This is a genomic window from Salinigranum salinum, from assembly GCF_009176545.1.
In the GTDB taxonomy this organism is placed as follows: Archaea; Halobacteriota; Halobacteria; order Halobacteriales; family Haloferacaceae; genus Salinigranum; species Salinigranum salinum.
Genome location: NZ_VTOJ01000002.1, coordinates 385,811 through 408,817, shown reverse-complemented (window position 1 = coordinate 408,817; position 23,007 = coordinate 385,811). Strand labels below are relative to the sequence as shown.

Genomic DNA, 23,007 nt, shown 5'->3' with positions numbered 1-23,007 from the left:
CGACAGACCACGGTGACGAACGAAGCGACCGGGAGAACCGTGACCGCCGACTCAGTTGTCGCCGGCCTTCGACTGCCAGGCGTAGTCTCGACGCTTGGCCGACTTCCCGAAGCCACAGGACGCACAGGCCTTCTTCTTCACGTGGTAGGACTTCTCGCCGCACCGGCGGCACTTCACGTGCGTCGTCTTGTTCTTCTTCCCTTGGCTCGGCGTTCCTGCGCCAGTCATGTTGTTATCGTCACGACGTTGTCGCCGCGTATAATCGTTGTGTCTTGCACTGCAGTGGCGTCCAGTTCACCGTGGACGTCGCCGACGTCGTCGCCCTCGAGCACCAGGTTCATGTGCTGGTCGTACCCGGCGAGCACGCCGTGGTAGATCGTTCCGTCCTTGAGATGAACCGTGACGAGCGCGTCGAGCGACGCCTCGAGTACGTCCAGCGGTCGTCCACTCATACCTGAACACGCTTCTGTCGCACTAATAAACGTACCGTCTGTCGGTCGTGTTCGCCTACCCCCTGTCGCCCGGCGTCTCCCAGTTCGCCCCCGCCACGTCGGGCGGTCGTGGCGGCTCTCACGCGTCGTCCACCACAACCCGTGCTCTTTTAGTACCCCGGCGTGTAGCCTCCAGTACCACACTCCCGCGGGTAAGTGCGACCACCGCCGGTCGTACAGCGGGGACCACCGACCGACAGGCTGCAAGACGCCGAGGCCCGTGGCTTCCGCCACATCCGCGGGGATTCAGATACACGAGTGCGACACCCTCGCGTTTCAGTGCTACCATGGAAATAGAAATCGCAACGATCGGCGGCTACGAGGAAGTCGGCCGCCAGATGACTGCTGTCCGCGCCGGTGACGACGTCGTCGTCTTCGACATGGGTCTGAACCTCTCGCAGGTTCTCATCCACGACAACGTCGAAACCGAACAGATGCACAGCCTCGACCTGATCGACATGGGCGCCATCCCCGACGACCGGGTGATGAGCGACCTCGAAGGGGACGTGAAGGCGATCGTGCCGACACACGGCCACCTCGACCACATCGGCGCCATCTCCAAGCTCGCCCACCGCTACGACGCGCCGGTCGTCGCCACGCCCTTCACCATCGAACTCGTCCGCCAGCAGATCGAGGGCGAGAACAAGTTCAACGTCGGCAACGACCTCGTCAAGATGTCGGCGGGCGAGACGATGTCGATCGGCGACCAGGTCGAACTCGAGTTCGTCAACGTCACCCACTCGATCATCGACGCCATCAACCCCGTCCTCCACACCCCCGAGGGAGCCATCGTCTACGGGCTGGACAAGCGGATGGACCACACGCCGGTCATCGGCGACCCCATCGACATGAAGCGCTTCCGCGAGATCGGCCGCGAGGGCGAGGGAGTGCTCTGTTACATCGAGGACTGCACCAACGCCGGTCGCAAGGGCCGGACGCCCTCCGAAGCGGTCGCTCGCCGGCACCTCCGGGACGTGATGACGTCGATCGAGGACTACGACGGCGGCATCGTCGCCACCACGTTCAGTTCACACATCGCCCGCGTCACCTCCCTCGTGGAGTTCGCCAAGGAGATCGGCCGCCAGCCCGTCCTCCTTGGTCGGTCGATGGAGAAGTATTCGGGGACGGCCGAGCGACTCGGCTTCGTCGACTTCCCGGACGACGTCGGGATGTACGGCCACCGCAAGTCCGTGGACCGGACGTTCAAGCGCATCATGAACGAGGGCAAGGAGAACTACCTGCCCGTGGTGACCGGCCACCAGGGCGAGCCGCGCGCGATGCTCACCCGGATGGGCCGCGGCGAGACGCCGTTCGAGCTCGACGACGGCGACAAGGTGCTCTTCTCCGCACGCGTCATCCCCGAGCCGACGAACGAGGGGCAGCGCTACCAGTCCGAGAAGCTCCTGAAGATGCAGGGCGCGCGCATCTACGACGACATCCACGTGTCCGGCCACCTCCGCGAGGAGGGCCACTACACGATGCTGCAGGCGCTCCAGCCCCAGCACGTCATCCCGGCCCACCAGAACCTGAAGGGCTTCTCCCCGTACGTCGACCTCGCGGAGAACCAGGGGTACGCGCTCGGGCGCGACCTCCACGTCACGCGGAACGGCAACATGATCCAGCTGGTGGACTGATGCCCTCCGACGCGAACGCCACCGAGGAGCGGGTACTCGCCGCGGTCGAGGAACGTCGCCGGGTCGTCAACGGCGCCATCGACGACTACCTCCCCATGGCACAGCCCGAACGGCTCTGGGAGGCGTCGCGTTACCTGCTGCTGGCCGGCGGCAAACGGCTCCGTCCGACCGTCTCGCTCCTCGTGAGCGAGGCGCTGCTTGACGCCGAACCGTTGTCCGAGTCGTACACCGACTTCCCGACCCTCTCGGGCGAGCGGATCGACGTCCTCGCCGCCGCGATGAGCATCGAGATCATCCAGTCGTTCACGCTCATCCACGACGACATCATGGACGACGACGCCCTCCGTCGGGGCGTTCCGGCAGTTCACGTCGAGTACGACACCGACACGGCCATCCTCGCGGGCGACACGCTCTACTCGAAGGCGTTCGAGATCCTCACCCACACCGGAGCCCGCCCCGAGAACGGGCTCCGCGCCACCCGCAAGCTGGCGACGACCTGTACCCACATCTGCGAGGGACAGGCGCTCGATGTCGACTTCGAGGGGCGCACCGAGATCCGTCCCGAGGAGTATCTGGAGATGGTCGAGTCGAAGACGGCGGTCCTCTACGGGGCGGCCGCGGCCATCCCGCCCATCCTCCTGGACGCCGACGACACCGTCGTCGACGCACTCCACCAGTACGCGATCGAGGCCGGCAGCGCGTTCCAGATACAGGACGACGTGCTCGACCTGACGGTTCCCTCCGACAGGCTGGGCAAACAGCGCGGGTCGGATCTCGTCGAGGACAAGGAGACGCTCATCACGCTCCACGCCCGCCAGCAGGGTGTCGACGTCGACTCCCTCGTCGCCGCCGAGACGCCCGAGGAACTCACGGAGCGGGAGGTCGAGGCGGCCGTCGCCACCCTGGAGGAGGCAGGGAGCATCGACTACGCCCGGACCACCGCCCAGGAGCTCGTCGCCAAGAGCAAGTCCCGACTCGAAGTGCTCCCCGACAACGAGGCGCGGAGCCTCCTCGCGGACATCGCCGACTACCTCATCACCCGCGGCTACTGACCGTCGGATCGGCGTCGGTCAGGACCTCCGTTCGGCCCGGCCCCGAGGGGACGGTGACCGTGTGACGTCGGCCTCGCTCTCCGTCCGTCGCGACGACCGATAGTGGAGTGAGTCGTTCCGTGGACCGTGATCGCCGACGGACCACGAATCGATCGCGAGCGAGCGGACCGTGTCGCACTCGTCCGGTCGGCTGTGAGGCCACGAAAACGTTCGATACCTCGGGGTGTCGAAGATCTCGAAACGGTTACAGCCGACAGTGTCAGTCGACGGCGAACCCGGAGAATCCGGAGCCCCTCGACTCCGACACCGGCCGCCACGAGCGCGACTCGACGCGACCGGCCGAGTCGCGTTCGACGGTCCGCATTCGTCGCTCGTAACACCGGGGACACTCGGTTCGACCGTCCCGTCGGGCTCTCGACCGGGGCATCGCGGTGGACGTGACCGGGAACCCTGGACAGCGTGTCGAGGAGTGGAACACGTGGTCGTACTCGTCTCCGGCCGGCACGTGGACCGTTGGATTGCGAGGTGTTGACATGGTGGACGACGTCTGCGTCGAGTCGCGTGCACGGATAACTCCTCGTTCCCGGGATTCAGCGCTGAGAGCGCCCGGCAGACGCCTGTCGGACGGACGTCCCACGTCGCCCCGTCGAGGTACTCGCGGTGGCACCGTTCCGGGGTGGATCACTGAATCGGACACTTCCACCGCCCCCGCCGTGGCTCGGGCCTCCGCCCGCCCAGAACGTGTACAGACCTGTCGAGTCGCGGCCATCACCGTACACTGCTCCGCACCGGACCCCGCGAAACGCTCATACGTCTCGGCGTGGTACTCATTGACGTACCCCTGCCCGCGTCCCCCGTTGCCGCTAGTGACCGGGAATCCGGGTTTCTTTTGCCCACGCCTCCCACACCGGGAGACGATGGAAGACGAACTCCGCGAGCGCGTCGAACGGGCGGCGGAGGCCCACGCCCTGTTCAACGCGCTGAAGCACGACGGCGACGCCGACGTCGGCGCCGTGATGGGACCGCTGATGGGTGAGAACCCGGACTTCCGCCCCCACGGCGACGCGGTGCCGGGCGTGGTCGCGCCAGTCGTCCAGCGCGTGAACGAGATGGACACGGCGGAGAGACGGGCTCGTCTCGAAGAACTGGACCCCGCGCTCGCCGCCGCCCTCGACGCCGACGACGAGGGCGACGACCACACCCTGCCCGACCTGCCGAACGTCGAGGCGTACGAGACGGTCCGCATGCGCGCCGCGCCGAACCCGAACGGCCCGTGGCACATCGGCCACGCGCGGATGCCCGCCGTCATCGGGACGTACAAGGAGCGGTACGACGGCGAGTTCGTCGTCCGGTTCGACGACACCGACCCCGAGACGAAGCGACCCGACCTCGACGCCTACGACCAGATCCTCGACGATGTCGCCTATCTGGGGTTCGAGCCCGACGAGGTGGTGACGGCGTCGGACCGTGTCGAGACGTACTACGAGTACGCCCGCGACCTCGTCGACGCCGGCGGGGCGTACACCTGTTCGTGTCCGCAGGCGGAGTTCTCGGCGCTGAAGAACGCGGGCGAGGCCTGTCCACACAGGGACAAGTCCACCGAGCAGACCCACGAGGAGTTCACGGCGATGGTCGACGGCGAGTTCGCCGCGGGGGAGATGGTCCTCAGAGTCAGGACCGACATCGAACACAAGAACCCCGCGCTCCGCGACTGGGTCGCCTTCCGGATGGTCGACACCCCGCACCCTCGCGAGGCGGCGTCGCAGTACAGGTGCTGGCCGATGCTCGACTTCCAGTCGGGGATCGACGACCACCTGCTCGAAGTCAGCCACATCATCCGTGGCATCGACCTGCAGGATTCGGCCAAACGCCAGGAGTTCGTCTACGACTACTTCGGCTGGGAGTACCCCGAGGTGATCCACTGGGGCCACGTCGACGTCGACGCGTACGACGTGAAACTCTCGACCTCCACGCTGAAGGAACTGATCGACGCGGGCGAACTCGACGGCTGGGACGACCCGCGCGCACCCACGCTGCGGAGCCTGCGCCGCCGCGGGATCAGGGGCGAGGCGGTCGTCGAGGCGATGATCGAACTCGGCACGTCGACCGCGAACGTCGATCTCTCGATGTCGTCGGTGTACGCGAAGAACCGCGACCGCGTCGACGACGCGTCCGACCGGTGTTTCTTCGTGCGCGACGGGGTGGAGAAGCCCGTCATCGCAGGCCCGGCGGCGGGCGAGCCGCCGGTCCACCCCGACCACGAGGACCGCGGCCGCCGCCACATCCCGGTCGAGGGTGCGGTACTCGTCGAACCGGACGACGTCCCACCGAACGGGCGGCGTGTCTGGTTGAAGGGTTACGGCTGCGTCAGGCACACCCGCGACGCGTTCGAGTTCACGGGCGACGACATCGACGTCGTCCGCGACGGCGACGTGGACGTCGTCCACTGGGTGCCCGCCGACGGCTCCCTCCCCGTCCGAATGCGGACGATGGACGGCGACGTCACCGGGATGGCCGAGCCGGGGTTCGCCGAGCGTGACGTCGACGAGGTGCTCCAGTTCGAGCGGATCGGCTTCGTCCGTGTCGACCGGGTGGCCGAGGACGGCGCCGTCTCGGGCGACGAGTCGGTCGTCTACTTCGCACACCCCTGAGGGGGGAGTGCCCGAGGAGGTGCGGTCGCCGAGGCACCGACCGAACGCAGTCGCGGAGGAACCCGTCGACCTCAGTCGTCGTGTGAGACGCTGGTGCGTGGCTCCGGGGAGACGAGGTCGACGCCGGTGATCTCGAACCGTGCGCCACCGTTCTCGCTCTCGGAGACGCGGACCGTCCAGCCGTGTCGGTCGGCGAGCTCCGCGACGATGTACAGGCCGAAACCGGTCCCGTCAGACGCGGTCGAGAACCCCTTCTCGAACACCCTCGCCCGCTCGGACTCCGGAATGCCGGCGCCGTCGTCGGCGACGTAGAAGCCGTCGGCGAGTTCGCCGACGGTCACGGTCACGTCCTCGCCACCGTGTTCGACGGCGTTGCGCATCACGTTCTCGAGCAGTTGCTGGAGTTGACTGTGGTCGGCCAGGATCTGTCGGTCGGTGTCGACGACGAGCGTCGCGTCGCCCGTGTCGACGTTCCGCCAGCTCGCCCGGGCGACGTCCACGAGAGGGACCGTGTCGACGGCCTCGTGTCTCGGACCGTCTCGAGCGAGCGCCAGCAGCTCCTCGAGCAGCGTCCGGATCCGGGCGTGTGCGTTCTCGACCCGGTCGAGGTGTTCGTGGCCACAGTCACAGTCCGCCCGGGCCAGATCGAGGTGGCCTTCGGCGACCGAGAGCGGCGTCCTGAGGTCGTGCGAGACGACCTCTGTGAACGCTTCGAGCCGTTCGTTCTGCCGACCGAGCTGCTCCTCCCGTCGTTTCTGTTCCGTGATGACCCGTGAGACGGCCATCCCCGCGACCACGTCCCCGTCGTCGTTCCGGACCGGGAGCGTTCGGACCCGATACCGTTCGCCGTGGTACTGTTGCTCGAAGACGTGACTGGTGCCTGCTAGGGCGTCGCGGTATCGCTCGACCAGCTCGGCCGAGACGTCGGCCGGAAACAGCTCGTCCGGGTGGCTGCCGACGACCTCGTCGGCCGTCAACCCGGCCGCCGCCAGTTCGTCGCCGCCCGCGAGCGTGTAGCGAAGGTCGTCGTCGAACATGAACACCCCGCCGTCGGGGAAGCGCTCGACCAGTGTCCGGTAGCGTGCCGTCGCCGCCTCGAGCTGTCGCTCCCGCTCGATACGCTCGGAGACGTCGCGGCTGCTCACCACGAACCGGGGGTCACCGTCCCCTTCGATCCGTCTGACGTGCACCTCGACGGGGACCGTCGACCCGTCGCGACATGCGTACTCCCCGTCCAGCTCGAGTCGTTCGCCGTCAGCCATCCGCTCCCAGGCGGCACGCACGTCGTCGGGCGTGGCCGTCTCGTCGACGTCCCACACCTTCATGCCGACGAGTTCCGACTCGTCGTACCCCGTCACCTCACACAGCCGCGGGTTCACGTCGAGGATCGTCCCCTCGGCGTCGTGGATGTCGATCATGTCCGGCGAGTGCTCGAACAGCGCTTCGAGGCGGGCAGTCGTCTCCCGGAGGTGTTCCTCGTGTCGGCGGCGTTCCGTGACGTCCTGAAACAGCGAGAAGACCGCGACGACGTCTCCCTCCTCGTCGGTGACGACACGGTTGTGCCACTCGCAGACGATGCGCTCGCCGTCCTTCCGGACGTTCTCGTCGACGCTGTGGAAGCCACCCGTCCCCGCCGAGAGGGCGGTGGTGACGTCGTCGACGTTCTCGTAGCTCGACGGGCTGACCAGCTTCTGCCAGGTGTGGCCGCACAGTTCCGCCTCGGAGTAGCCCAGAATCTCCTCGCCAGCAGGGTTGAGTCCGACGATCTCGAACTCCTCGTCGTACTCCAGGACGCCCAGCGGCGACTGTTCGATGAACAGCGAGAGGCGCTCCTGGCTCGCCTCGAGGGCGGCCTCGGATCGGTACTGTTCGACGGCGTTCCCGATGCGGTTCGCGAGGACCGCGTACTGGCCGGTTCCGTGCTCCTTCTGGATGTAGTCGGTCACGCCCGCCGAGATGGCGTCGCTGGCGACCTCCTCGCTCCCCTTCCCCGTGAAGAGGACGAACGGGAGGTCGGGGTGGTGCTCGCGAACGGCCTCGAGGAAGTCGATCCCGGTCAGTTCCGGCATGTCGTAGTCACTGACGACGCAGTCGACGTCGTCGGCGAGGCGGTCGAGTTCCGCAGGTGGGCTCTGTGCCGTCTCGACGGTGAGCCGCTCGTCCTCGCGCTCGAGAAAGGTCGCGGTGAGTTCGGCGAACTCCGGATCGTCGTCGACGTGGAGGACGCGGATCGACGACCGTGCCGACCAGTTCATTGTCCGACCGTCTCGAACGGGCGATATAACGGTTCTGTGGTGAGTATTAGTGCTGAGAACGACCGCCCCCGCCGATCGGACGGCGACGACCAGCTCGGACCGGGCCGACACCGCCTCGTCGCGGAACCGAGCCACGGAAAGACGTAACGGTCCGCTCCGCGAGTCGGAGGCATGGCCACGTACGACCTCTCACACCCGCTCGAAGCGGGGATGCAGACGTACCCCGGCGACCCCTCGGTCGAGATCGAACCTCACGCCGACTTCGAGACGGACGGCTACCGGGTGACGGCGCTCTCGCTGGGGAGTCACTCGGGGACGCACGTCGACGCGCCCAGCCACACGCAGGACGACGGCGCGACGCTCGGCGCGTTCGCGCCCGACGCGTTCCGCTTCGACGCGCAGCTGGCGGACGTTCGACTCGGCGCTCGCGCGCCGATCGGGGTCGCGGACCTGCCAGACGCGACCGACGCCGACCTGCTCGTGCTCCACACGGGGTGGGACGACCACTGGGGCACCGCCCGGTCTCCGGATCACCCGTTCCTGACGCGGGCGGCGGCCGAGTGGTGCGTCGACCACGGGTACGACGTGGCGACCGACGCACTGAACGTCGACCCCACGCCGTCGCCGAGTGCGGAACCGACAGAGCCGACAGAGCCGACAGAGCCGACAGAGCCGACGGAGCCGACGGAGCCGACAGAGCCGACAGAGCCGACAGAGCCGACGGAGCCGACGGAGCCGACAGAGCCGACAGAGCCGACAGAGCCGACGGAGCCGACGGAGCCGACAGAACCGACGGAACCGGCGGAGTCGACCGGGTTCGCGGCACACGATGCCATCCTCGGAGCCGGGCGGCTGATCTACGAGAACCTGACCGGACTGGCCCGGCTCCCGTCGCGCTTCGAGTTCCACGGATACCCGCTGGCGCTCGACGGCGACGGCGCACCCGTCAGAGCGGTCGCGTCGACGGACGACTGATCCGAATCGCCCCCGACGACGATCAGGTGAAGACGACGACCGCGAGCCCGACGAGCAGCGACAGCGTGAGTAACCCCTGAACGAGGGCCGAGCCGAGCACGCCGACGGTGGCGAACAGGGCGGCACGCCCGCTCTCCTCCGAGCTGCCGGTCCGGTAGTACTCGACGGCGAACGCCGCGCCAGCGACGCCGAGGACGAAGCCGACGGGGCCGGTGAGGAGCCCGAGGACGAGCCCCGCGACGAGCGCCACGGCCGCGGTGAGCGACGAGGCACCGCCGGCGTGGACGGCGACGGCGCTCCCGGCGACGTCGACCGCGGTCGCGACGGCGGCGACGAGAACGAACCCCACGAGGATCGGGGTCGAGGGGTCGGTGTAGCCCGTCGACCACCAGTAGAGGAGGACGCCGACGAGCGAGAGCGTCGCGCCGGGGACTGCCGGGAGGACGCTCCCGACGACGCCGAGGGCGGCGAGGGCGAGCGCGACCCACGCGAGGGTGGAGACCATACCTCGCTCTCGCCGGGCGTCGGCAAAAGCAGTCCGGGACGAATCCGCTCGCCGTCACCCGAACGGGTTCCGTGCAAGAGTTAAGTGGTCTGCCTGTTATGACCTCACATGGCCATCGACGCGAACTTCGAGACGAACCGGGAGCGGGCCGAGGTCGACGACGACGCCTTCGCGGACGACGTCGCGATCTGGGGACCGTACGATCCGCCGGAGAAACAGGGCATCCACGGCACGCACGTCGCGGTCGACTTCGACATCTGCATCGCCGACGGCGCCTGCCTCGAGGACTGCCCGGTCGACGTGTTCGAGTGGGTCGACACGCCGGGTCACCCCGAATCGGAGATCAAGGCCGAACCGACGCACGAGGACCAGTGCATCGACTGCATGCTCTGCGTCGACGTCTGTCCGGTCGACGCCATTGACGTCGACCCGGGCCGCGCCGGGCGGATCTGAGACGCGGCGTCATCGGTCGCGCGGCGACCGGCTTCTCGTCCAGTTCGTGACCGTCACACGGACCCGCAGCGGCGACTCCGTTCCCGACTGACGGGGATGCGGGCAAAAGATTATTACGAAAACGTGCCGAGGTGATTGCGAGACAATGGGTGAACTTGACACCGTCGTGTTGACCAAAGGCGTACCGGACTTCCGCGAGGGGCAGGTGTCGTTCGACGAGGACGGCCACCTCGAGCGGGGGAAGACACCGACGGTTATGAATCCGAACGACAAGCACGCGCTCCGTGCGGCGCTCCAGACGCGGGTCAGACACGGAGGGACCGTCTCCGTGATGTCGATGGGGCCGCCCGGCTACAAAGACGTCCTCCGCGAGGCGATGGAGACGGTGTACGCCGACGACCTGACGCTCGTCTCCGACCGGGAGATGGCCGCCGCCGACACGTGGGCCACCGCCATCACCCTCGGAACGGCCATCCGCAAGCGTGGCGTCCCCGACCTGGTGTTCGCGGGCTTCAAGACCGCTGACGGGGAGACGGGCCACACCGGCCCCCAGACGTGCTGGTGTCTCGACATGCCCGTCATCACCCACGTCGTCGCGCTCGATGTCGACGAGGAGGAACGGACGGTCCGCGCCAAGCGCCTCGTGGAGGGTGACATCGAGGAGATCGAGACCGTCGAGGCACCGATGCCGGCCTTCATCGTCTCCGATCCCGACTTCGAACCCGTCTACAGAACGGCCGGCGACCGCCTCGAACTCAAGGAACTCCGCCGGCAGACCCGCGAGCGCGCCGAGGCGTTCGAGGACCACCTCACCGTCTGGGACCACGTCGACCTGAACCTCGACCCCGACTACATCGGGCTCGACGGCTCGCCCACCATCGTCTCCTCCGTGGATCCGATCCCGAAAGCACCCGCCGAGCGCGAGGCGACGATGGTCGATCCGCAGGATGCAGACGCGATGCAGGAGGTCGTGGAGGAACTGACGCCGTTTTCGGCGAGTGCGAACGCCGCCGAGGCGGGGGGTGACTGACGGTGGCCGACCTCCCACTCGACCCGACGGAGTACGAGATCGCTGAACTCGGCCCCAAGATCAAGGATGTCGACGACCGCGAGGGCCTCGAAGCGATGCTCGCCGCCGAGGAGGAGGGCGAGGATCGGGCTCCAGTAAAAACGCTCATCCAGTCGCGCATCGACAAACTCGACGACGAGGTAGAGGGTGACGGTGAGATCGACCTCGACGAGATGGGGATGGCCGACCTCGCGAACGCCATCAAGTCGATGGACGACGTCGACCGGCTCCGGGAACTCCTCGAAGAGGAGCGCGAAGGTAAAGACCGCGACACCATCATTCGACAGTTCGAGAACCGCCTCGAATCCCTGGAGGGAAGCGACGACGATGGCGAACAGGCCGAGCGGGAGTCGCCCGAGGAGCGCCATCCCGACCTCGACCACCCGACGGAGGACAAGCAGTACGTCCACGCGCTCGAGGACGGCGACTACCGCGACATGTGGGTCTACTGTGAGACGCAGGCCGGCGAGCTGATCGACGTCTCGCGCGAGATGCTCGGCAAGGCCCGCGAGCTGATGGACACCTACAACGACGACTACGACGAGCAGGAACGGGTCGTCGCGGTCCTTATTGGCGACGACGTCGAGCGACACGCCGAGGAGTGCATCGCGCTCGGTGCCGACGTCGTCGTCGTCCAGGAGGACGAGCGATTAGAGCGGTTCCGGCACAAGCCCTTCACCGAGATCTTCTGCGACATGGCGCGTGCGGCCGACCACCCTTACGGCCGCGAGAAAGAGTCACAGGAGTGGCGCGACTACGACGAGCCGCGTTACGTGATCTTCCCGGCGACGAACAACGGTCGCGACCTCTCCGCGCAGGTGCAAGCCGAACTCGACTCCGGGCTGGCCTCCGACTGCTCGGGGCTGTACATCGAGGATACAGTCATCTCGAATCCCGTCAAGACCGGCAAGCCCGGGACGAAAAAGACGTTCGAGCGGGTGCTCCACATGCCGCGGCCCGACTTCTCGGGCTTCGAGTACTCGACCATTCTCTGTCTCGACAACCCTCACCGGGAGTTCCACCCACAGGGTGGTTCCGTCATCCCGGGAAGCTTCGAGATTCCCGACCCTGACCCCGCCCGCGACGGCGAGGTCGTCCACAACGACCTCCCGCTGGATGACGACTGGTTCCAGGTAACCGTGACCGAGTTCGACCAGCTCGACTCAGGGGTGGACCTCACGGGCAACGACGTCGTCGTCTGCGTCGGTCGCGGCATCAGCGCCGACCCGACGAAAGGGGTCGAACTCGCGGTCGAACTCGCCGACCAGTTCGAGAGCGCCGACGTCGGCGTTACTCGGGGGATCGTCACCGGCTCGTTCCAGTTCGACGGCCACGTCGAGCAGTACACGCACGAGGAACGACAGATCGGCGAGACGGGACAGGTCATCGAGCCGACGCTGTACATCGCGGCGGGCGTTTCGGGCGCGGTCCAGCACAAGGTCGGCTGCGACGAAAGCGACACCATCGTCGCGATCAACACCGACACCGACGCCCGCATCAAGGACTGGTCGGACTACTTCATCGAGGGCGACCTCTTCGAGGTCCTGCCCCGACTCACGGAGGCGGTGAAGACGGGCGAACTCGACGTCGGCGCGGTCGCCGACGGGGGTCGCGTGGACGACGCACGGACCGACGGCGGCGCACGCACGGACGAGGCGGACGACGCAGGAGGCGACGAACACGGTGGACACCATGAGTAGCGCGAACACATCCGAGACCACGGAAGTCGACCCGGGCGCAGAGTATGAACATTACGAGGCGGTCGTAGTCGGTGCGGGACCGGGCGGAGCCGCGGCCGCGGCCACGCTGGCGTCGTACGGCGTCGAGACGCTCGTCCTCGAACGCGGTGTCGACGCCGGCTCGAAGAACGTCTCGGGTGGGCTGATCTACGCCGAGGAGTCCGCGCCGTACACCATCGACGGGATCTTCGAAGAGTTCCGCGAGGAGGCGTCCGAACGACCCATCACGGACTACTACATCCACAACGTCGCGGGCTCGAAGGTCAAGTCGTTCGACCTCACGGATCTCCACGAGGCCGACACCGAGTGGTCCGACGCGGTCCTCAGACGGAAGATGGACTCGTGGCTCGCCGAGCGCGTCCACGAGCGCACCAGCGACCACGGCGGTGGCCTCCTCACCGAGGTCCACGTCGACGGGCTCCTGACGGAGAACGGGCGGATCGTCGGCGTGACCTGCGACGAACTCGACCCGATCCGGGCCGACCTGATCGTCGCCGCAGACGGCGTCAACTCCGAACTCGCACGGCAGGCGGGGCTGATGGACTGGGAGCGCCCCGAGGAGTGGTTCCAGGGCGTGAAAGCCGTGGTCGATATGCCCGAAGACGTCGTCAACGACCGGTTCGACATCGCCGAAGACGAGGGGGTCGCCCACCTGTTCTCGGGCGACCTCTTCGACGAGGCCCGCGGCGGCGGCTTCCTCTACACCAACCGGGACTCGCTCTCGCTGGGCACCGTCTTCCACCTCGACAGCATCGTCGAGGGCGAACTCGAATCGCACCAGCTGCTCGACGCGCTGCTCACTCATCCGCTCCTCGCACAGTGGCTCGGTGACGAGTACCACGAACGGGAGTACTCGGCGAAGCTGGTCCCCGACTCGAAGAAGGCCGCCCTCCGCGAGCCGTACCGCGACAACCTCGTGGTCGTCGGCGACGCGGCCGGACAGATGCAGGCACAGGGGCCGATCATCAAGGGGATGAACCACGCCGTCACCGCGGGCGCGCTCGCGGCGGAGGCGTTCGCGGAGTCGCGGGCGCGCGGGTCGCCCGACGGTGCCGGCAAGCTCTACGCCAAGAAGCTCCGCGACGAGGGCGTGATGAAGAAGCTCCGACCGACGCAGTACGACCTCCTCGGCTCGCAGGGCGAGCGCGAACCCCTCGCCGGCGTCGTCGACGACGTGGTCGACTCGCCGCTCGGTCGGTTCGGGGTGCGACTGCTCGGCTCCCAGCTCGAGAAACTGTACAACTCGCCGCTCATGGTGTCGATGATCCCCGACACCCGAACGCCGTACGTCACGCTCCCGACCGTGATCGCGGAGGAACTCGGGACGCCGGTGCGGGACACGAACGAGATCGAGCCACCGTCGCTGGAAGAACGGATCGGCAACCTGGCGTACAACACCGACATCGGCAACCCGCACATCGTCGTCGAGGACAACTCGATGGCGGCGTCGGGGGCAGCGGTGTACGCCTGTCCCGTCTCCGCGCGAGACTTCGGCGGCGGCTGCTACCGCGAGGAGACGATCCGAACGAACGGTCACGAGGAGCAGGTCGTCTCGCTCGACACCCAGCCGTGCGTCGAGTGCGGCACCTGCGCCGTCGTCGCCGACACCACGTGGGTCCATCCACGCGGCGGCAAGGGCGTGGAGTTCAAACAGGGGTGACCCGGGAGCACGAGGGCCGCGACGATCGCCGGAAGCAGCACTCGGGCTACTACCCCCGGATCGCCGACCTCGCCGACGAGGCCCGTCACGAGCGCGAGACGTTCGCGTTCGACGGCGTGGACGAGGAGCGGGCGCTCCGGTACGCCCGCGACGGTCTCGGTGACGTCGTCTCGCTGTACATCGAGGCCCGTACCGCCGAGTGGGACGTGGAGTTCTCCGCCCGGGAACTCGAACTCCTCCACCGGGCGACGAACGACTACCTCTCGCTGTGGACGCGGTGTCACGGTGTCGAGTTCGACACGGACACCACGGTGCGGGAGGTCGCCGAGATCGTCCTGAAGACGCACAACATCGTCGATACCGCACAGCTGGTGACGAAAGTCCCGGAACGGGACTGAGACCCGCCCCGACCGAGGGCACGTCGTCGGTCCCGCCCTCGGTTCGATCGTCGCCTCGATTGGCTCCTCGATCGGTTCTTCGATCCGTTCTGTATCCGTCCCGTTCTGTATCCGTCCCGTGCTCTCCGTCTTTTCGATCGTCCCTGGCTGCATCCCCGTCCAGCAGGCCACATTCACGAACAAAGATTAAGTACCGGAGTGTGGTACACCCGCCCATGGACATCACTGACAAGCTCAGTTTCTCGCACAAGGACCGCAAGGACCTCTACGACTACGTCGAGAGCCACGGCACGGTCCGCAAGGACGAGGCTCGGCGTTCGCTGAACATGGAACCCGGCGCGTTCGGCGTCCACATGACCATCCTCCGGCGCGAGGGATACATTCGCGAGGTCGGCGACCGCCTCCAGATCGCCTACCAGGAGGAAGCCCCCCGCGAGTACGAGTCGGGTGGTCTCTCGTTCGTCATCCGCACGGCCCGCGAGGACGACCAGGAGGATCTCACACGAACGATCCGCGAGGTCGCCGAGGAGGGTGACTACTTCGAGGCCGAGACGGTCGCCGACGTCCTCGACCACGAGGAGGTGCTCATCCGGCACAACGAGGTCCGCTCTCGGATCTTCTTCGTCGCCTGCGTCGGCGACGACGACGAGGTCGCGGGCTGGGTCCACCTCGACCTCCCCGAGACCGAGTTCCTCGCGCACACGGCTGTCCTCACGGTCGGGCTCAGGGACGAGTACCGCGGCCACGGCATCGGCTCGGACCTCCTCGAACGCGGCGTCGAGTGGGCGCGCGAACACGGCTTCGAGAAACTGTACAACTCCGTCCCCGAGACGAACCAGCGCGCGATCGACTTCCTCGAGGGCCACGGCTGGGAGACCGAGGCCGTCCGGAAACACCACTACAGGATCGATGGCGAGTACGTCGACGAGGTAATGATGGCCGTCGACCTCTCGGACTGAACTCGCCCACTACCGCCAGTTCTTCTCCGCGCCGTCGAGGGGTTCGGCGACGACGCCGTCCTGCTGGACGATGGCTCGTGCGTGCGCCGTACAGACGTCGCGGTCCGCGTCCCACGGGACGTACACCCGGACCGCGGCCTCGTTCTCACAGCCGTCCTCGCTGCACGTCTCCATACGAGTACGGTGTCGCTCGGGAGACAAGAGTGTGTATCCCGACCCAGCTCCTCCACGGAGTGACCCTCCGGCGTCGGTCGGCCCTACGGGAGTCCAGCGTTCGTCTGTTCGGTGGTCGTTCCGGTCGCGGTCGCCCGCGCGCCCGGCCGACGACGCGGTCACGGTCGACGTCGAGACGGACGTGGCGGTCGCGACGACGGCAGTAAACACCGCTCGTGAGGACGCGGACGACGCACCAGAAGCCCATCGTCGAACACGAGACCGGACAGCCGATGGAGTGCACGCGGCGACGGGACGTGGTCCCCACGAGAGAGGAGACGGGAAGACGAGGAGCGAGTCACCGCTCCGTCCGGAGGTCGGCACCGACGTGCGCTTTCCGCCCTCACTCGTACCGTCGGCGATGTGACGCCGCCACCGCACTTTCCTCGTGTTCGACGATCGGCTGGTACGCCCGACCGAGCGATCGCATACACTCGCTCGGCGAGACGTAGTCGAGTTCGTCGGCGACCGCGGGCCAGGGGTGTGCCTGGAGCACCTTGCGGACGAGCAGTCGCTCCTGTGCCGGTGTGAGCAGTTCCTCGTGTCGGGAGCCGACGAGCGCCCGGAGCGCCAGTCGGCGGAACACCGACGGGTGGGCGCTGTAGAGGCCGGGGCCGAACGAGGCGTCGACGGCGAGCCGCCACTCGCGGTCCGTGAGCGAGAGCGGAACCGAGGCGTCGACGGCCCGGAGCGACGCACGAACCACGTCGGGATCGACGTCACGGAGCGGGTCGGAGAGCACGCCCGCGACCTGGTCGCAGAACCACCGTGTGTGTCTGTCACGGAGCGCCTCGCCCGCCGACGAGAGCGCCTCGAGCATCACCACCGAGTGTTCGCCGCTGGTCTCGTTCCGCGAGGTGGAGAGGTACAGGGTCGAGAATCCGTTCTCGTGCCAGAACGACACCAGCGCGGGTGTCGCGCCGTAGCCGACCCCGAGCCAGTCGACCGCGGGCTCGTGTCCCACCGACTCCGCGGCCAGGCGGTCTGCCAGCGGGTCTCCCGCCTGGAGTTCCGACCGGATCTCGTCGAGCAGCCGGGACCCCAGCCCCCGCGACCGGACGGTGTGGTGGGTCGCGATGCGCATCACCCGGTACCCCACGGGGACGCCGGCGTCCTCGTCGCGGAGCTGTGAGGTGAGCACGTCGGGGAGCATGTTCCCGCGGACGCGCGCACCCCCGTACATCCTCGCCCGGGTGTCGGCGTCGAGACCGCCCTCGCGAGCGAGCAGCGCAACCGAGACGACGTGTCCCTCGTGGACCAGCGCCCGGAGCGTGAGGTTCGGCGCGTCGAGCACGCGGGCGAGGTCGTTCGGCTCGGTCCGGTAGTGGGCGAGCACGAGCAGGCCGAACGCCTCGCGGAGCGTGTGTTCGTCGGCGAGCAGCGCCTCCGGGGTGAGTGTATCGTAGGCGACCGTGTCGGGGGTCGCGTCGGCGACGAGTTGCTCGACCGGCGGCCGTGCGTCGAGCAGGAGCGCGCGGAACGCCAGCGACTCGACCGGATCGCCGCGCGCGTAGCGGATGGGGTCGTCGAGGCGGACGTCGGTCACCGCGTGGGACGACACGTCGAGGTGGTCGCGGAAGCGGACGGTGAACCCCCGACCCGCGCCCTCGTAGCCGTGGACGGTCGTGAAGAAGGCGACCCGACTCGCGTCGAGGAACGCGGTGAGCACCCGGACCGGGAGGGCCGCCGCCTCGTCGACCAGGACGACGTCGGCCTCGTCGACTGCGTTGGTCGCCGCTGCGGGTCGCAGAAACCGGATGCGTCCGTCTCCGTCAACGTCGGCGTCGTCGGTCGCGTCGGAGTCGACCGTGATCACGTGATCAGCCTCGTCGTGGTCGACGGCGACGCCGAGCGTCTCGAACAGCGCCAGCGCGCGGACGAACCCCTCGCGGGCGTTGCGGTAGCGTGGGGCCGTCACGAGCACGTCGCGTCCGTCGCGTGCGAGACAGGCCGCCGCGATGCCGGCGGCGCTCGACTTCCCCCTCCCACGGTCGGCCTCGACGACGACTGCCTCGCTCTCGCCGTGGAGGCGTTCGAGCGCGGCGACGGCCCGGGCCTGATCACGAGTCAGGCACGCCTCGTACGCCGCCCGGGGGAACAGGGCGTCGTCGGGGATCGAAACGGACGCTGTCGGGCGATCGACGTCCGCGAGGTCGGCCTCGTCGTCGATCGTGCCGTCGCGCTGGATCGTGCCGCCGTCGACGTCGACGACGGCCACGCCTGGATGCGTGCGCAGCACGTCGACGAGTCGACGGCGGAACCGGCCCGTCACCGTCTCGACCGAAAACGGTGGAACGGCGAGTCGCTCGTCGAAGTCGGTCCGTCGGTCGGACCAGTCGTCGAGCGGCGGCGTTAGGAGCACGAGGAGGCCGCCACCGTCGACCACGCCGGAGAGTCGACCGAGGAGGTTCGGCGAGAACCCCTCGTGGCCGTCGCAGACGACCATCCGCCGGGTGGTTCCGAGGAGGCTGTCGGCGCGGGGCGGCGACACGCGCTCGAACCGGAACCCCTCGCGGGTCGTGACGAGGGTCACGTCGTCGTCCACGCCGGCACCGTCGACGGCGTCGAAGACGGCGTCCCACCCGGCGTCGCGGGCTCCGCTCAGGACGAGTAGACGACGCTGGTCGGTTGCGGTCGCCGCCCTGGCGAGATCCGCGGCCAGTGCCCGGACGGTCGGGCCGGTCGGGGCGGGAGAGGGGTCCGACATCGTCCGTGGTTGGACAGGGATCGATAAGGCGGTTCGGACTCGCACCGATCGTTCGGCCTCGCTGACACCGAAAGTACCGTGCGCCCGTCTCACACGGCGTGACGGCATTGAAAGCGCTTTTATGGAGTGATGCTCTACGACTGCGTACACCCCTGCCCGTGGTCGATGACTACTCCTCGCCGTCAGGGACTGCCGTCGAGAGGCGGACGCCGGAAGACCGGTTCGGCGAGGCAGTCGAGCCCCGGGTAGGAGGAGGATACCATGCCAGTTTACGTTGACTACGATGTACCCGCAGACCTCGCCGAAAGCGCCGTCGACGCGCTCGAGGTCGCACGAGACACAGGAACGGTAAAGAAAGGGACGAACGAGACGACGAAGGCGATCGAGCGTGGCAACGCCGTGCTCGTCCTCATCGCCGAGGACGTCTCCCCCGAAGAGATCGTGATGCACCTCCCCGACATCGCCGAGGAGAAGGGCATCCCGTACATCTTCGTGGAGACGCAGGACGACATCGGCCACGCCGCCGGCCTCGAAGTCGGCAGCGCCGCCGCGGCCATCGTCGACGCCGGCGAGGCCGAGTCGAGCGTCGAGGACATCGCCTCGAAGGTCGAGGAACTCCGATAACCGACCATGAGCGCAGAAGAGAGCGCGAGCGACTCCACCTCCGCGGAGGTCATCGAGATCGTCGGCAAGACCGGCATGCACGGCGAGGCGATGCAGGTCAAGTGCCGCATCCGCGAGGGCTCGAACCAGGGTCGCATCATCACGCGAAACGTGCTGGGGCCCGTCCGCGAGGGGGACATCCTCCAGCTGCGGGAGACCCAGCGCGACGCCGACTCCATCGGGGGACAGTAATGGTCGAGAAACGAACCTGCGACTACACGGGCGACGACATCGAACCCGGCACGGGGACGGTGTTCGTCAGGACCGACGGCACCGTGCTCCACTTCAAGGACTCGAAGGCCGAGAAGAACTACCTCCTGGGTCGGGAGGCCCGCGACCTCGAGTGGACCGCCGAGGGACGGCGCCAGGGCGAACGCGCACAGGCGGCCCGGGACGCGGCGGCCGCTGCGGCCGCGGAGGCCGAAGCAGCCGCGGAGACCGAAGCAGTCGCCGAGGCCGAAGCGGTCGACGAACCCGAGGACGACGAAGCGACGGAGGACGCGGAAGACGCGGAAGACGCGGAAGATGCGGAAGAGGTGGCCGACGCCGACACGACTGAGTCGGCGGTCGCCGACGACGAGGACGAGGACGACGAAGAATGAGTTCCGAAAGACGGTTCAACTCGCTCCGCTCGTCGACTGCGACTTTCGACCTCACGCTCACCACGAGGTGGTTCGCGTGAGTCACCACGACGAGCGCACGTTCGTGATGGTAAAGCCGGACGGGGTCCAGCGCGGACTCGTCGGAGACATCGTCTCGCGCTTCGAGGCGCGCGGTCTCAAACTCGTCGGCGCGAAATTCATGCAGGTCGACGACGACCTCGCCCACGACCACTACGGCGAGCACGAGGGCAAGCCCTTCTTCGAGGGGCTCGTCGAGTTCATCACCTCCGGCCCCGTCTTCGCGATGGTGTGGGAGGGTGCCGACGCGGTGCGACAGGTCCGGAGCATGGTCGGCGAGACCGACCCCGCCGACTCGCCCCCGGGCACCATCCGCGGCGACTACGGACTGGACCTCGGTCACAACGTCATCCACGCCTCCGCGCCGATGGAGGACGAGGACGACGTCCCGCCGAACGAGCGCGAGATCGGCCTCTTCTTCGACGAGGAGGAACTCGTCGACTGGGGCCTCGACTCGGCGGCGTGGATCTACGAGGAAGAGTCGCACTGAGTCGTACTGGCTTACACAGAATCGCCGACGCGGTGCGGTTTTCCTTCTGTCGACCCGTTCCGATCCGCCGGACCGATCGTGCCACGTCCCGAACGCGACGGACTCGCTCGTCGTGAGCGTGACCCCTCGGCAGTTCTCCGGTAACTGTCGGCAGTCTCCTCGTGACGGTCGGCAGTCTCCTCGTGACGGTCGGCCGGGTCCATCGAACTCGCAACACGTAACCACTCGGACCGTCTCGGCTGTCGTATGACCTCCACAGACGACGAGCGGGTACGGATCGGTATCGTCGGGCTCGGAAACATCGGCGGCTACCACGCGGAGTTCCTCCGGGACGTCGACGGAGCGGAACTGGTCGCGGGGCTCGACATCGACGCCGGGGCGCGGCGGTCGTTCGCCGAGGAACACGACGTCGAGGTGTACGACGACCGGACGGCGCTGTTCGCGGCGACCGACGCCGTCGTCGTCACGACCCCCAACCGGTTCCACGAGGAGTACGCCGTCGCGGCACTCGAGGCCGGGGTCCACGTGCTCCTCGAGAAGCCGCTGGCCCACTCGGTCGAGAGCGCCGAGCGGATCGCGGCGGCCGCCCACGACGCCGACGCGATCTGCATGGTCGGGTTCAACAACCGGTTCTCGAACCCGGTCGAGGTGCTGAAACACGATCTCCGTGCGGGGAGATACGGCGACGTGACACACGTCGAGGCCAACTACGTCCGGCGACGGGGGATCCCCGGCCGCGGCTCGTGGTTCACCTCGAAGGACGTCGCCGGCGGTGGCGCGCTCATCGACATCGGCGTCCACGCGATCGACCTCGCGCTGTACTTCCTCGACTTCCCCGAGGTCGTCGAGGTGTCGGGGACGACCCGGTCGGAGTTCGGCACCCGCGACGACTACGCCTTCCTCCGGCAGTGGGGTGCCGACGAGGGACCGGGCGGCTTCGACGTCGAGGACTCGGCGTCGGCGTTCATCCGCTGTGCCGACGGGCAGACTGTCTCGCTCGAGGTGGCGTGGGCGGCGAACCGCCCCGACTCCGACGAGTTCGTCGTGCGCGGGACCGAAGCGGGGGCGACGCTCGACCGCAACGAGCACGAACTCACGGTGTACGAGGCCGGCGTCGGCGGTGCGAACCACCTCTCGACGTCGGTCGTCGACACCCGCGAGTCGGTCACCCACCGCCAGGAACAGCGCGCGTTCGTCGAGGCGGTGCGGACGGGGACGCTCGGGCGCAACACGGTCGACCAGGGACTCACGGTCCAGCGGGTCATCGACGCCATCTACCGCTCGGCGAGCGAGGGTCGGGCCGTCCGGCTCGACGAGTGATCCAGCCGTGGTCGCCACCCACTGACGACGGCTGCCCGGGACAGACAGGTTGAAACAGCCGGCTTTCTCACGTTCGTCCATGTCACTGCCGTCACGACTCCGCCGTCCGGAGTACACCGGCGAGAACCGGTGCTGGCCCTGTACCGTGGTGAACGCCGTCGTCGTCGTCGTCGCGAGTGCGCTCCTCGGAGTAGTGTCCCCGCCGCTCGGCGTGCTCGCGCTCCTCGCGGGCAGCGCGCTCGTCGCCCTGCGGGGGTACGTCGTCCCGTACACCCCGACGGTCGCGCCACGGCTGATCGCGCGGCTCCCGGTCGACGTCGGCGACCGGTTCGGTCACGCCCGGCCCGAACGGGCCGACGGTGGCCGGACCTCGGAGTCGCTCGTCGACGAGGAGGTCGACGGGGACGAGCTCATCCGCCGCCTCGTTGACGCCGGCGTCGTCACGGCCGACGAGTCGGGCGACCTCTTCCTCGCCGACGACGTGCGCCGGAGCTGGGAGGCGGGGATGCGACGGCTCCGCGACGTCTCGGACGCGGAGCTGGCGGCGTCGACCGCGTCGGCGGCACCCTTCCCCGCGGAGGGCCGCGTCGAGGGCGACGGCGACTGGGTCGTCGTGACGCGAACCGCCGTCGCCGAGGAGGATCGTGACGACGCCGAGACGGTTGCCGGTGCCGGAGGCGACGAGGTGTGGCTCTCGCGGGCGCACGCCGTCGCCGACACGGCTGCCGTCGCCGCCATCGGCGACCGGGTCGACCCGCTGACCGCCGCGCAGGCGGCGACGCCGATTCGACTCTTCCTCGAGAGCTGCCCCGTCTGCGGTGGGGCCGTCGAGGAGACCGTCGTGAAGAACTGCTGCGGTGGCACGGTCGGCGTGTACGACAAGCCGGAGACGCCCGTCCTCGCCTGTGCCGACTGCGACGAACTGCTGTACGAGTTCTGAGTCTCGGTCCGACCGGGAGGGCCGCCTGTCGAACGGTCGGTTCGGTCGACGCTCGGGGACCGCGATACGAACTCCGTTCGGTCGACGCGACCGTCTCGGTCTCCGAAACGGTTCTCCGAGCATCGGTCATCGAAACGGTTTTCGGAGCATCGG

22 protein-coding genes are annotated in these 23,007 nt (G+C 68.1%); 16 read left to right on the top strand and 6 right to left on the bottom strand.

Features of this window, described 5'->3' with window-relative positions:
* Window positions 1-51 precede the first annotated feature (51 nt).
* Both FZP69_RS13690 and FZP69_RS13685 read right to left on the bottom strand, forming a co-directional pair.
* Window positions 52-228, bottom strand: coding sequence for a 50S ribosomal protein L37e (locus FZP69_RS13690; protein WP_152041963.1), 177 nt, complete (start codon window positions 226-228; stop codon window positions 52-54).
* The gene (locus FZP69_RS13685; RefSeq protein ID WP_152041962.1) at window positions 225-452 is read right to left on the bottom strand and encodes an LSM domain-containing protein; all 228 of its coding nucleotides are present in this window, start codon (window positions 450-452) and stop codon (window positions 225-227) included. The genes FZP69_RS13690 and FZP69_RS13685 overlap by 4 nt, the downstream gene beginning before the upstream one ends.
* 326 nt (window positions 453-778) lie before the next feature.
* Here FZP69_RS13685 and FZP69_RS13680 point away from each other — a divergent pair, with 326 nt between their 5' ends.
* The 3 genes from FZP69_RS13680 (at window position 779) to FZP69_RS13670 (ending at window position 5,828) form a co-directional block, all read left to right on the top strand.
* On the top strand, window positions 779-2,125 hold the full coding sequence (locus FZP69_RS13680) for an RNase J family beta-CASP ribonuclease (RefSeq protein ID WP_152041961.1): 1,347 nt from the start codon (window positions 779-781) through the stop codon (window positions 2,123-2,125).
* A complete protein-coding gene (idsA3, locus tag FZP69_RS13675) occupies window positions 2,125-3,177 on the top strand; it encodes a geranylfarnesyl diphosphate synthase (RefSeq protein ID WP_152041960.1) in 1,053 nt (350 codons plus the stop codon). The genes FZP69_RS13680 and idsA3 overlap by 1 nt, the downstream gene beginning before the upstream one ends.
* A 917-nt stretch (window positions 3,178-4,094) precedes the next feature.
* Complete coding sequence (locus FZP69_RS13670; protein ID WP_152041959.1) at window positions 4,095-5,828, top strand: glutamate--tRNA ligase; 1,734 nt, start codon at window positions 4,095-4,097, stop codon at window positions 5,826-5,828.
* Between the two features lie 71 nt (window positions 5,829-5,899).
* On the opposite strand, the gene FZP69_RS13665 is transcribed toward FZP69_RS13670, so the two are convergent.
* On the bottom strand, window positions 5,900-8,083 hold the full coding sequence (locus FZP69_RS13665) for a PAS domain S-box protein (protein WP_152041958.1): 2,184 nt from the start codon (window positions 8,081-8,083) through the stop codon (window positions 5,900-5,902).
* Window positions 8,084-8,254: 171 nt separating this feature from the next.
* On the opposite strand from FZP69_RS13665, the gene FZP69_RS22900 reads away from it, so the two are divergent.
* Window positions 8,255-9,058, top strand: a complete 804-nt coding sequence (locus FZP69_RS22900; protein WP_152041957.1) for a cyclase family protein — start codon at window positions 8,255-8,257, stop codon at window positions 9,056-9,058.
* 22 nt (window positions 9,059-9,080) lie between these two features.
* Here the strand turns inward: FZP69_RS22900 and FZP69_RS13655 are convergent, their stop codons facing one another.
* Window positions 9,081-9,563 carry a DUF456 domain-containing protein gene (locus tag FZP69_RS13655; RefSeq protein ID WP_152041956.1) on the bottom strand — a complete coding sequence of 161 codons (483 nt, stop codon included), beginning with the start codon at window positions 9,561-9,563 and terminating at the stop codon, window positions 9,081-9,083.
* Between the two features lie 108 nt (window positions 9,564-9,671).
* On the opposite strand from FZP69_RS13655, the gene FZP69_RS13650 reads away from it, so the two are divergent.
* The 6 genes from FZP69_RS13650 to FZP69_RS13625 all read left to right on the top strand — a co-directional run bounded on the left by FZP69_RS13650 (window position 9,672) and on the right by FZP69_RS13625 (window position 15,841).
* On the top strand, window positions 9,672-10,016 hold the full coding sequence (locus FZP69_RS13650; protein WP_152041955.1) for a 4Fe-4S dicluster domain-containing protein: 345 nt from the start codon (window positions 9,672-9,674) through the stop codon (window positions 10,014-10,016).
* Window positions 10,017-10,161: 145 nt separating this feature from the next.
* Complete coding sequence (locus tag FZP69_RS13645; protein ID WP_152041954.1) at window positions 10,162-11,046, top strand: electron transfer flavoprotein subunit beta/FixA family protein; 885 nt, start codon at window positions 10,162-10,164, stop codon at window positions 11,044-11,046.
* Between the two features lie 212 nt (window positions 11,047-11,258).
* Complete coding sequence (locus FZP69_RS13640) at window positions 11,259-12,785, top strand: electron transfer flavoprotein subunit alpha/FixB family protein (protein WP_449329027.1); 1,527 nt, start codon at window positions 11,259-11,261, stop codon at window positions 12,783-12,785.
* Window positions 12,778-14,484: an FAD-dependent monooxygenase gene (locus FZP69_RS13635; protein ID WP_152041953.1), complete on the top strand. Its 1,707-nt coding sequence runs from the start codon at window positions 12,778-12,780 to the stop codon at window positions 14,482-14,484. Before FZP69_RS13640 ends, FZP69_RS13635 begins: the two co-directional genes overlap by 8 nt.
* A complete protein-coding gene (locus FZP69_RS13630) occupies window positions 14,481-14,882 on the top strand; it encodes a hypothetical protein (RefSeq protein ID WP_152041952.1) in 402 nt (133 codons plus the stop codon). Before FZP69_RS13635 ends, FZP69_RS13630 begins: the two co-directional genes overlap by 4 nt.
* Before the next feature lie 215 nt (window positions 14,883-15,097).
* Window positions 15,098-15,841, top strand: a complete 744-nt coding sequence (locus FZP69_RS13625) for a GNAT family N-acetyltransferase (protein WP_152041951.1) — start codon at window positions 15,098-15,100, stop codon at window positions 15,839-15,841.
* Window positions 15,842-15,850: 9 nt separating this feature from the next.
* On the opposite strand, the gene FZP69_RS22610 is transcribed toward FZP69_RS13625, so the two are convergent.
* Together FZP69_RS22610 and tmcA are read right to left on the bottom strand one after the other, a co-directional pair.
* On the bottom strand, window positions 15,851-16,015 hold the full coding sequence (locus tag FZP69_RS22610) for a hypothetical protein (protein ID WP_192918585.1): 165 nt from the start codon (window positions 16,013-16,015) through the stop codon (window positions 15,851-15,853).
* A gap of 382 nt (window positions 16,016-16,397) precedes the next feature.
* On the bottom strand, window positions 16,398-18,761 hold the full coding sequence (gene tmcA / locus FZP69_RS13620) for a tRNA(Met) cytidine acetyltransferase TmcA (protein ID WP_152041950.1): 2,364 nt from the start codon (window positions 18,759-18,761) through the stop codon (window positions 16,398-16,400).
* A gap of 261 nt (window positions 18,762-19,022) precedes the next feature.
* Here tmcA and rpl7ae point away from each other — a divergent pair, with 261 nt between their 5' ends.
* From rpl7ae to FZP69_RS13590, 6 genes are all read left to right on the top strand, one after another.
* Window positions 19,023-19,385 (top strand): 50S ribosomal protein L7Ae, encoded by a 363-nt coding sequence (rpl7ae, locus tag FZP69_RS13615; RefSeq protein WP_152041949.1) that lies wholly within the window; start codon window positions 19,023-19,025, stop codon window positions 19,383-19,385.
* Window positions 19,386-19,391: 6 nt separating this feature from the next.
* On the top strand, window positions 19,392-19,616 hold the full coding sequence (locus tag FZP69_RS13610) for a 30S ribosomal protein S28e (RefSeq protein WP_103426021.1): 225 nt from the start codon (window positions 19,392-19,394) through the stop codon (window positions 19,614-19,616).
* A complete protein-coding gene (locus FZP69_RS23430) occupies window positions 19,616-20,026 on the top strand; it encodes a 50S ribosomal protein L24e (RefSeq protein WP_152041948.1) in 411 nt (136 codons plus the stop codon). The genes FZP69_RS13610 and FZP69_RS23430 overlap by 1 nt, the downstream gene beginning before the upstream one ends.
* A 76-nt stretch (window positions 20,027-20,102) precedes the next feature.
* Window positions 20,103-20,594 carry a nucleoside-diphosphate kinase gene (ndk, locus tag FZP69_RS13600; protein ID WP_152041947.1) on the top strand — a complete coding sequence of 164 codons (492 nt, stop codon included), beginning with the start codon at window positions 20,103-20,105 and terminating at the stop codon, window positions 20,592-20,594.
* Window positions 20,595-20,840: 246 nt separating this feature from the next.
* The gene (locus tag FZP69_RS13595) at window positions 20,841-21,914 is read left to right on the top strand and encodes a Gfo/Idh/MocA family protein (RefSeq protein WP_152041946.1); all 1,074 of its coding nucleotides are present in this window, start codon (window positions 20,841-20,843) and stop codon (window positions 21,912-21,914) included.
* Window positions 21,915-21,993: 79 nt separating this feature from the next.
* Window positions 21,994-22,854, top strand: coding sequence for a hypothetical protein (locus tag FZP69_RS13590; RefSeq protein ID WP_152041945.1), 861 nt, complete (start codon window positions 21,994-21,996; stop codon window positions 22,852-22,854).
* The last annotated feature ends 153 nt before the right edge of the window (window positions 22,855-23,007 follow it).

Coding starts and splice junctions, on each gene's coding strand:
- FZP69_RS13690 (WP_152041963.1), bottom strand. CDS start 228: ATGACTGGCGCAGGAACGCCGAGCCAAGGGAAGAAGAACAAGACGACG.
- FZP69_RS13685 (WP_152041962.1), bottom strand. CDS start 452: ATGAGTGGACGACCGCTGGACGTACTCGAGGCGTCGCTCGACGCGCTC.
- FZP69_RS13680 (WP_152041961.1), top strand. CDS start 779: ATGGAAATAGAAATCGCAACGATCGGCGGCTACGAGGAAGTCGGCCGC.
- idsA3 (WP_152041960.1), top strand. CDS start 2,125: ATGCCCTCCGACGCGAACGCCACCGAGGAGCGGGTACTCGCCGCGGTC.
- FZP69_RS13670 (WP_152041959.1), top strand. CDS start 4,095: ATGGAAGACGAACTCCGCGAGCGCGTCGAACGGGCGGCGGAGGCCCAC.
- FZP69_RS13665 (WP_152041958.1), bottom strand. CDS start 8,083: ATGAACTGGTCGGCACGGTCGTCGATCCGCGTCCTCCACGTCGACGAC.
- FZP69_RS22900 (WP_152041957.1), top strand. CDS start 8,255: ATGGCCACGTACGACCTCTCACACCCGCTCGAAGCGGGGATGCAGACG.
- FZP69_RS13655 (WP_152041956.1), bottom strand. CDS start 9,563: ATGGTCTCCACCCTCGCGTGGGTCGCGCTCGCCCTCGCCGCCCTCGGC.
- FZP69_RS13650 (WP_152041955.1), top strand. CDS start 9,672: ATGGCCATCGACGCGAACTTCGAGACGAACCGGGAGCGGGCCGAGGTC.
- FZP69_RS13645 (WP_152041954.1), top strand. CDS start 10,162: ATGGGTGAACTTGACACCGTCGTGTTGACCAAAGGCGTACCGGACTTC.
- FZP69_RS13640 (WP_449329027.1), top strand. CDS start 11,259: ATGGGGATGGCCGACCTCGCGAACGCCATCAAGTCGATGGACGACGTC.
- FZP69_RS13635 (WP_152041953.1), top strand. CDS start 12,778: ATGAGTAGCGCGAACACATCCGAGACCACGGAAGTCGACCCGGGCGCA.
- FZP69_RS13625 (WP_152041951.1), top strand. CDS start 15,098: ATGGACATCACTGACAAGCTCAGTTTCTCGCACAAGGACCGCAAGGAC.
- FZP69_RS22610 (WP_192918585.1), bottom strand. CDS start 16,015: ATGGAGACGTGCAGCGAGGACGGCTGTGAGAACGAGGCCGCGGTCCGG.
- tmcA (WP_152041950.1), bottom strand. CDS start 18,761: ATGTCGGACCCCTCTCCCGCCCCGACCGGCCCGACCGTCCGGGCACTG.
- rpl7ae (WP_152041949.1), top strand. CDS start 19,023: ATGCCAGTTTACGTTGACTACGATGTACCCGCAGACCTCGCCGAAAGC.
- FZP69_RS13610 (WP_103426021.1), top strand. CDS start 19,392: ATGAGCGCAGAAGAGAGCGCGAGCGACTCCACCTCCGCGGAGGTCATC.
- FZP69_RS23430 (WP_152041948.1), top strand. CDS start 19,616: ATGGTCGAGAAACGAACCTGCGACTACACGGGCGACGACATCGAACCC.
- FZP69_RS13595 (WP_152041946.1), top strand. CDS start 20,841: ATGACCTCCACAGACGACGAGCGGGTACGGATCGGTATCGTCGGGCTC.
- FZP69_RS13590 (WP_152041945.1), top strand. CDS start 21,994: ATGTCACTGCCGTCACGACTCCGCCGTCCGGAGTACACCGGCGAGAAC.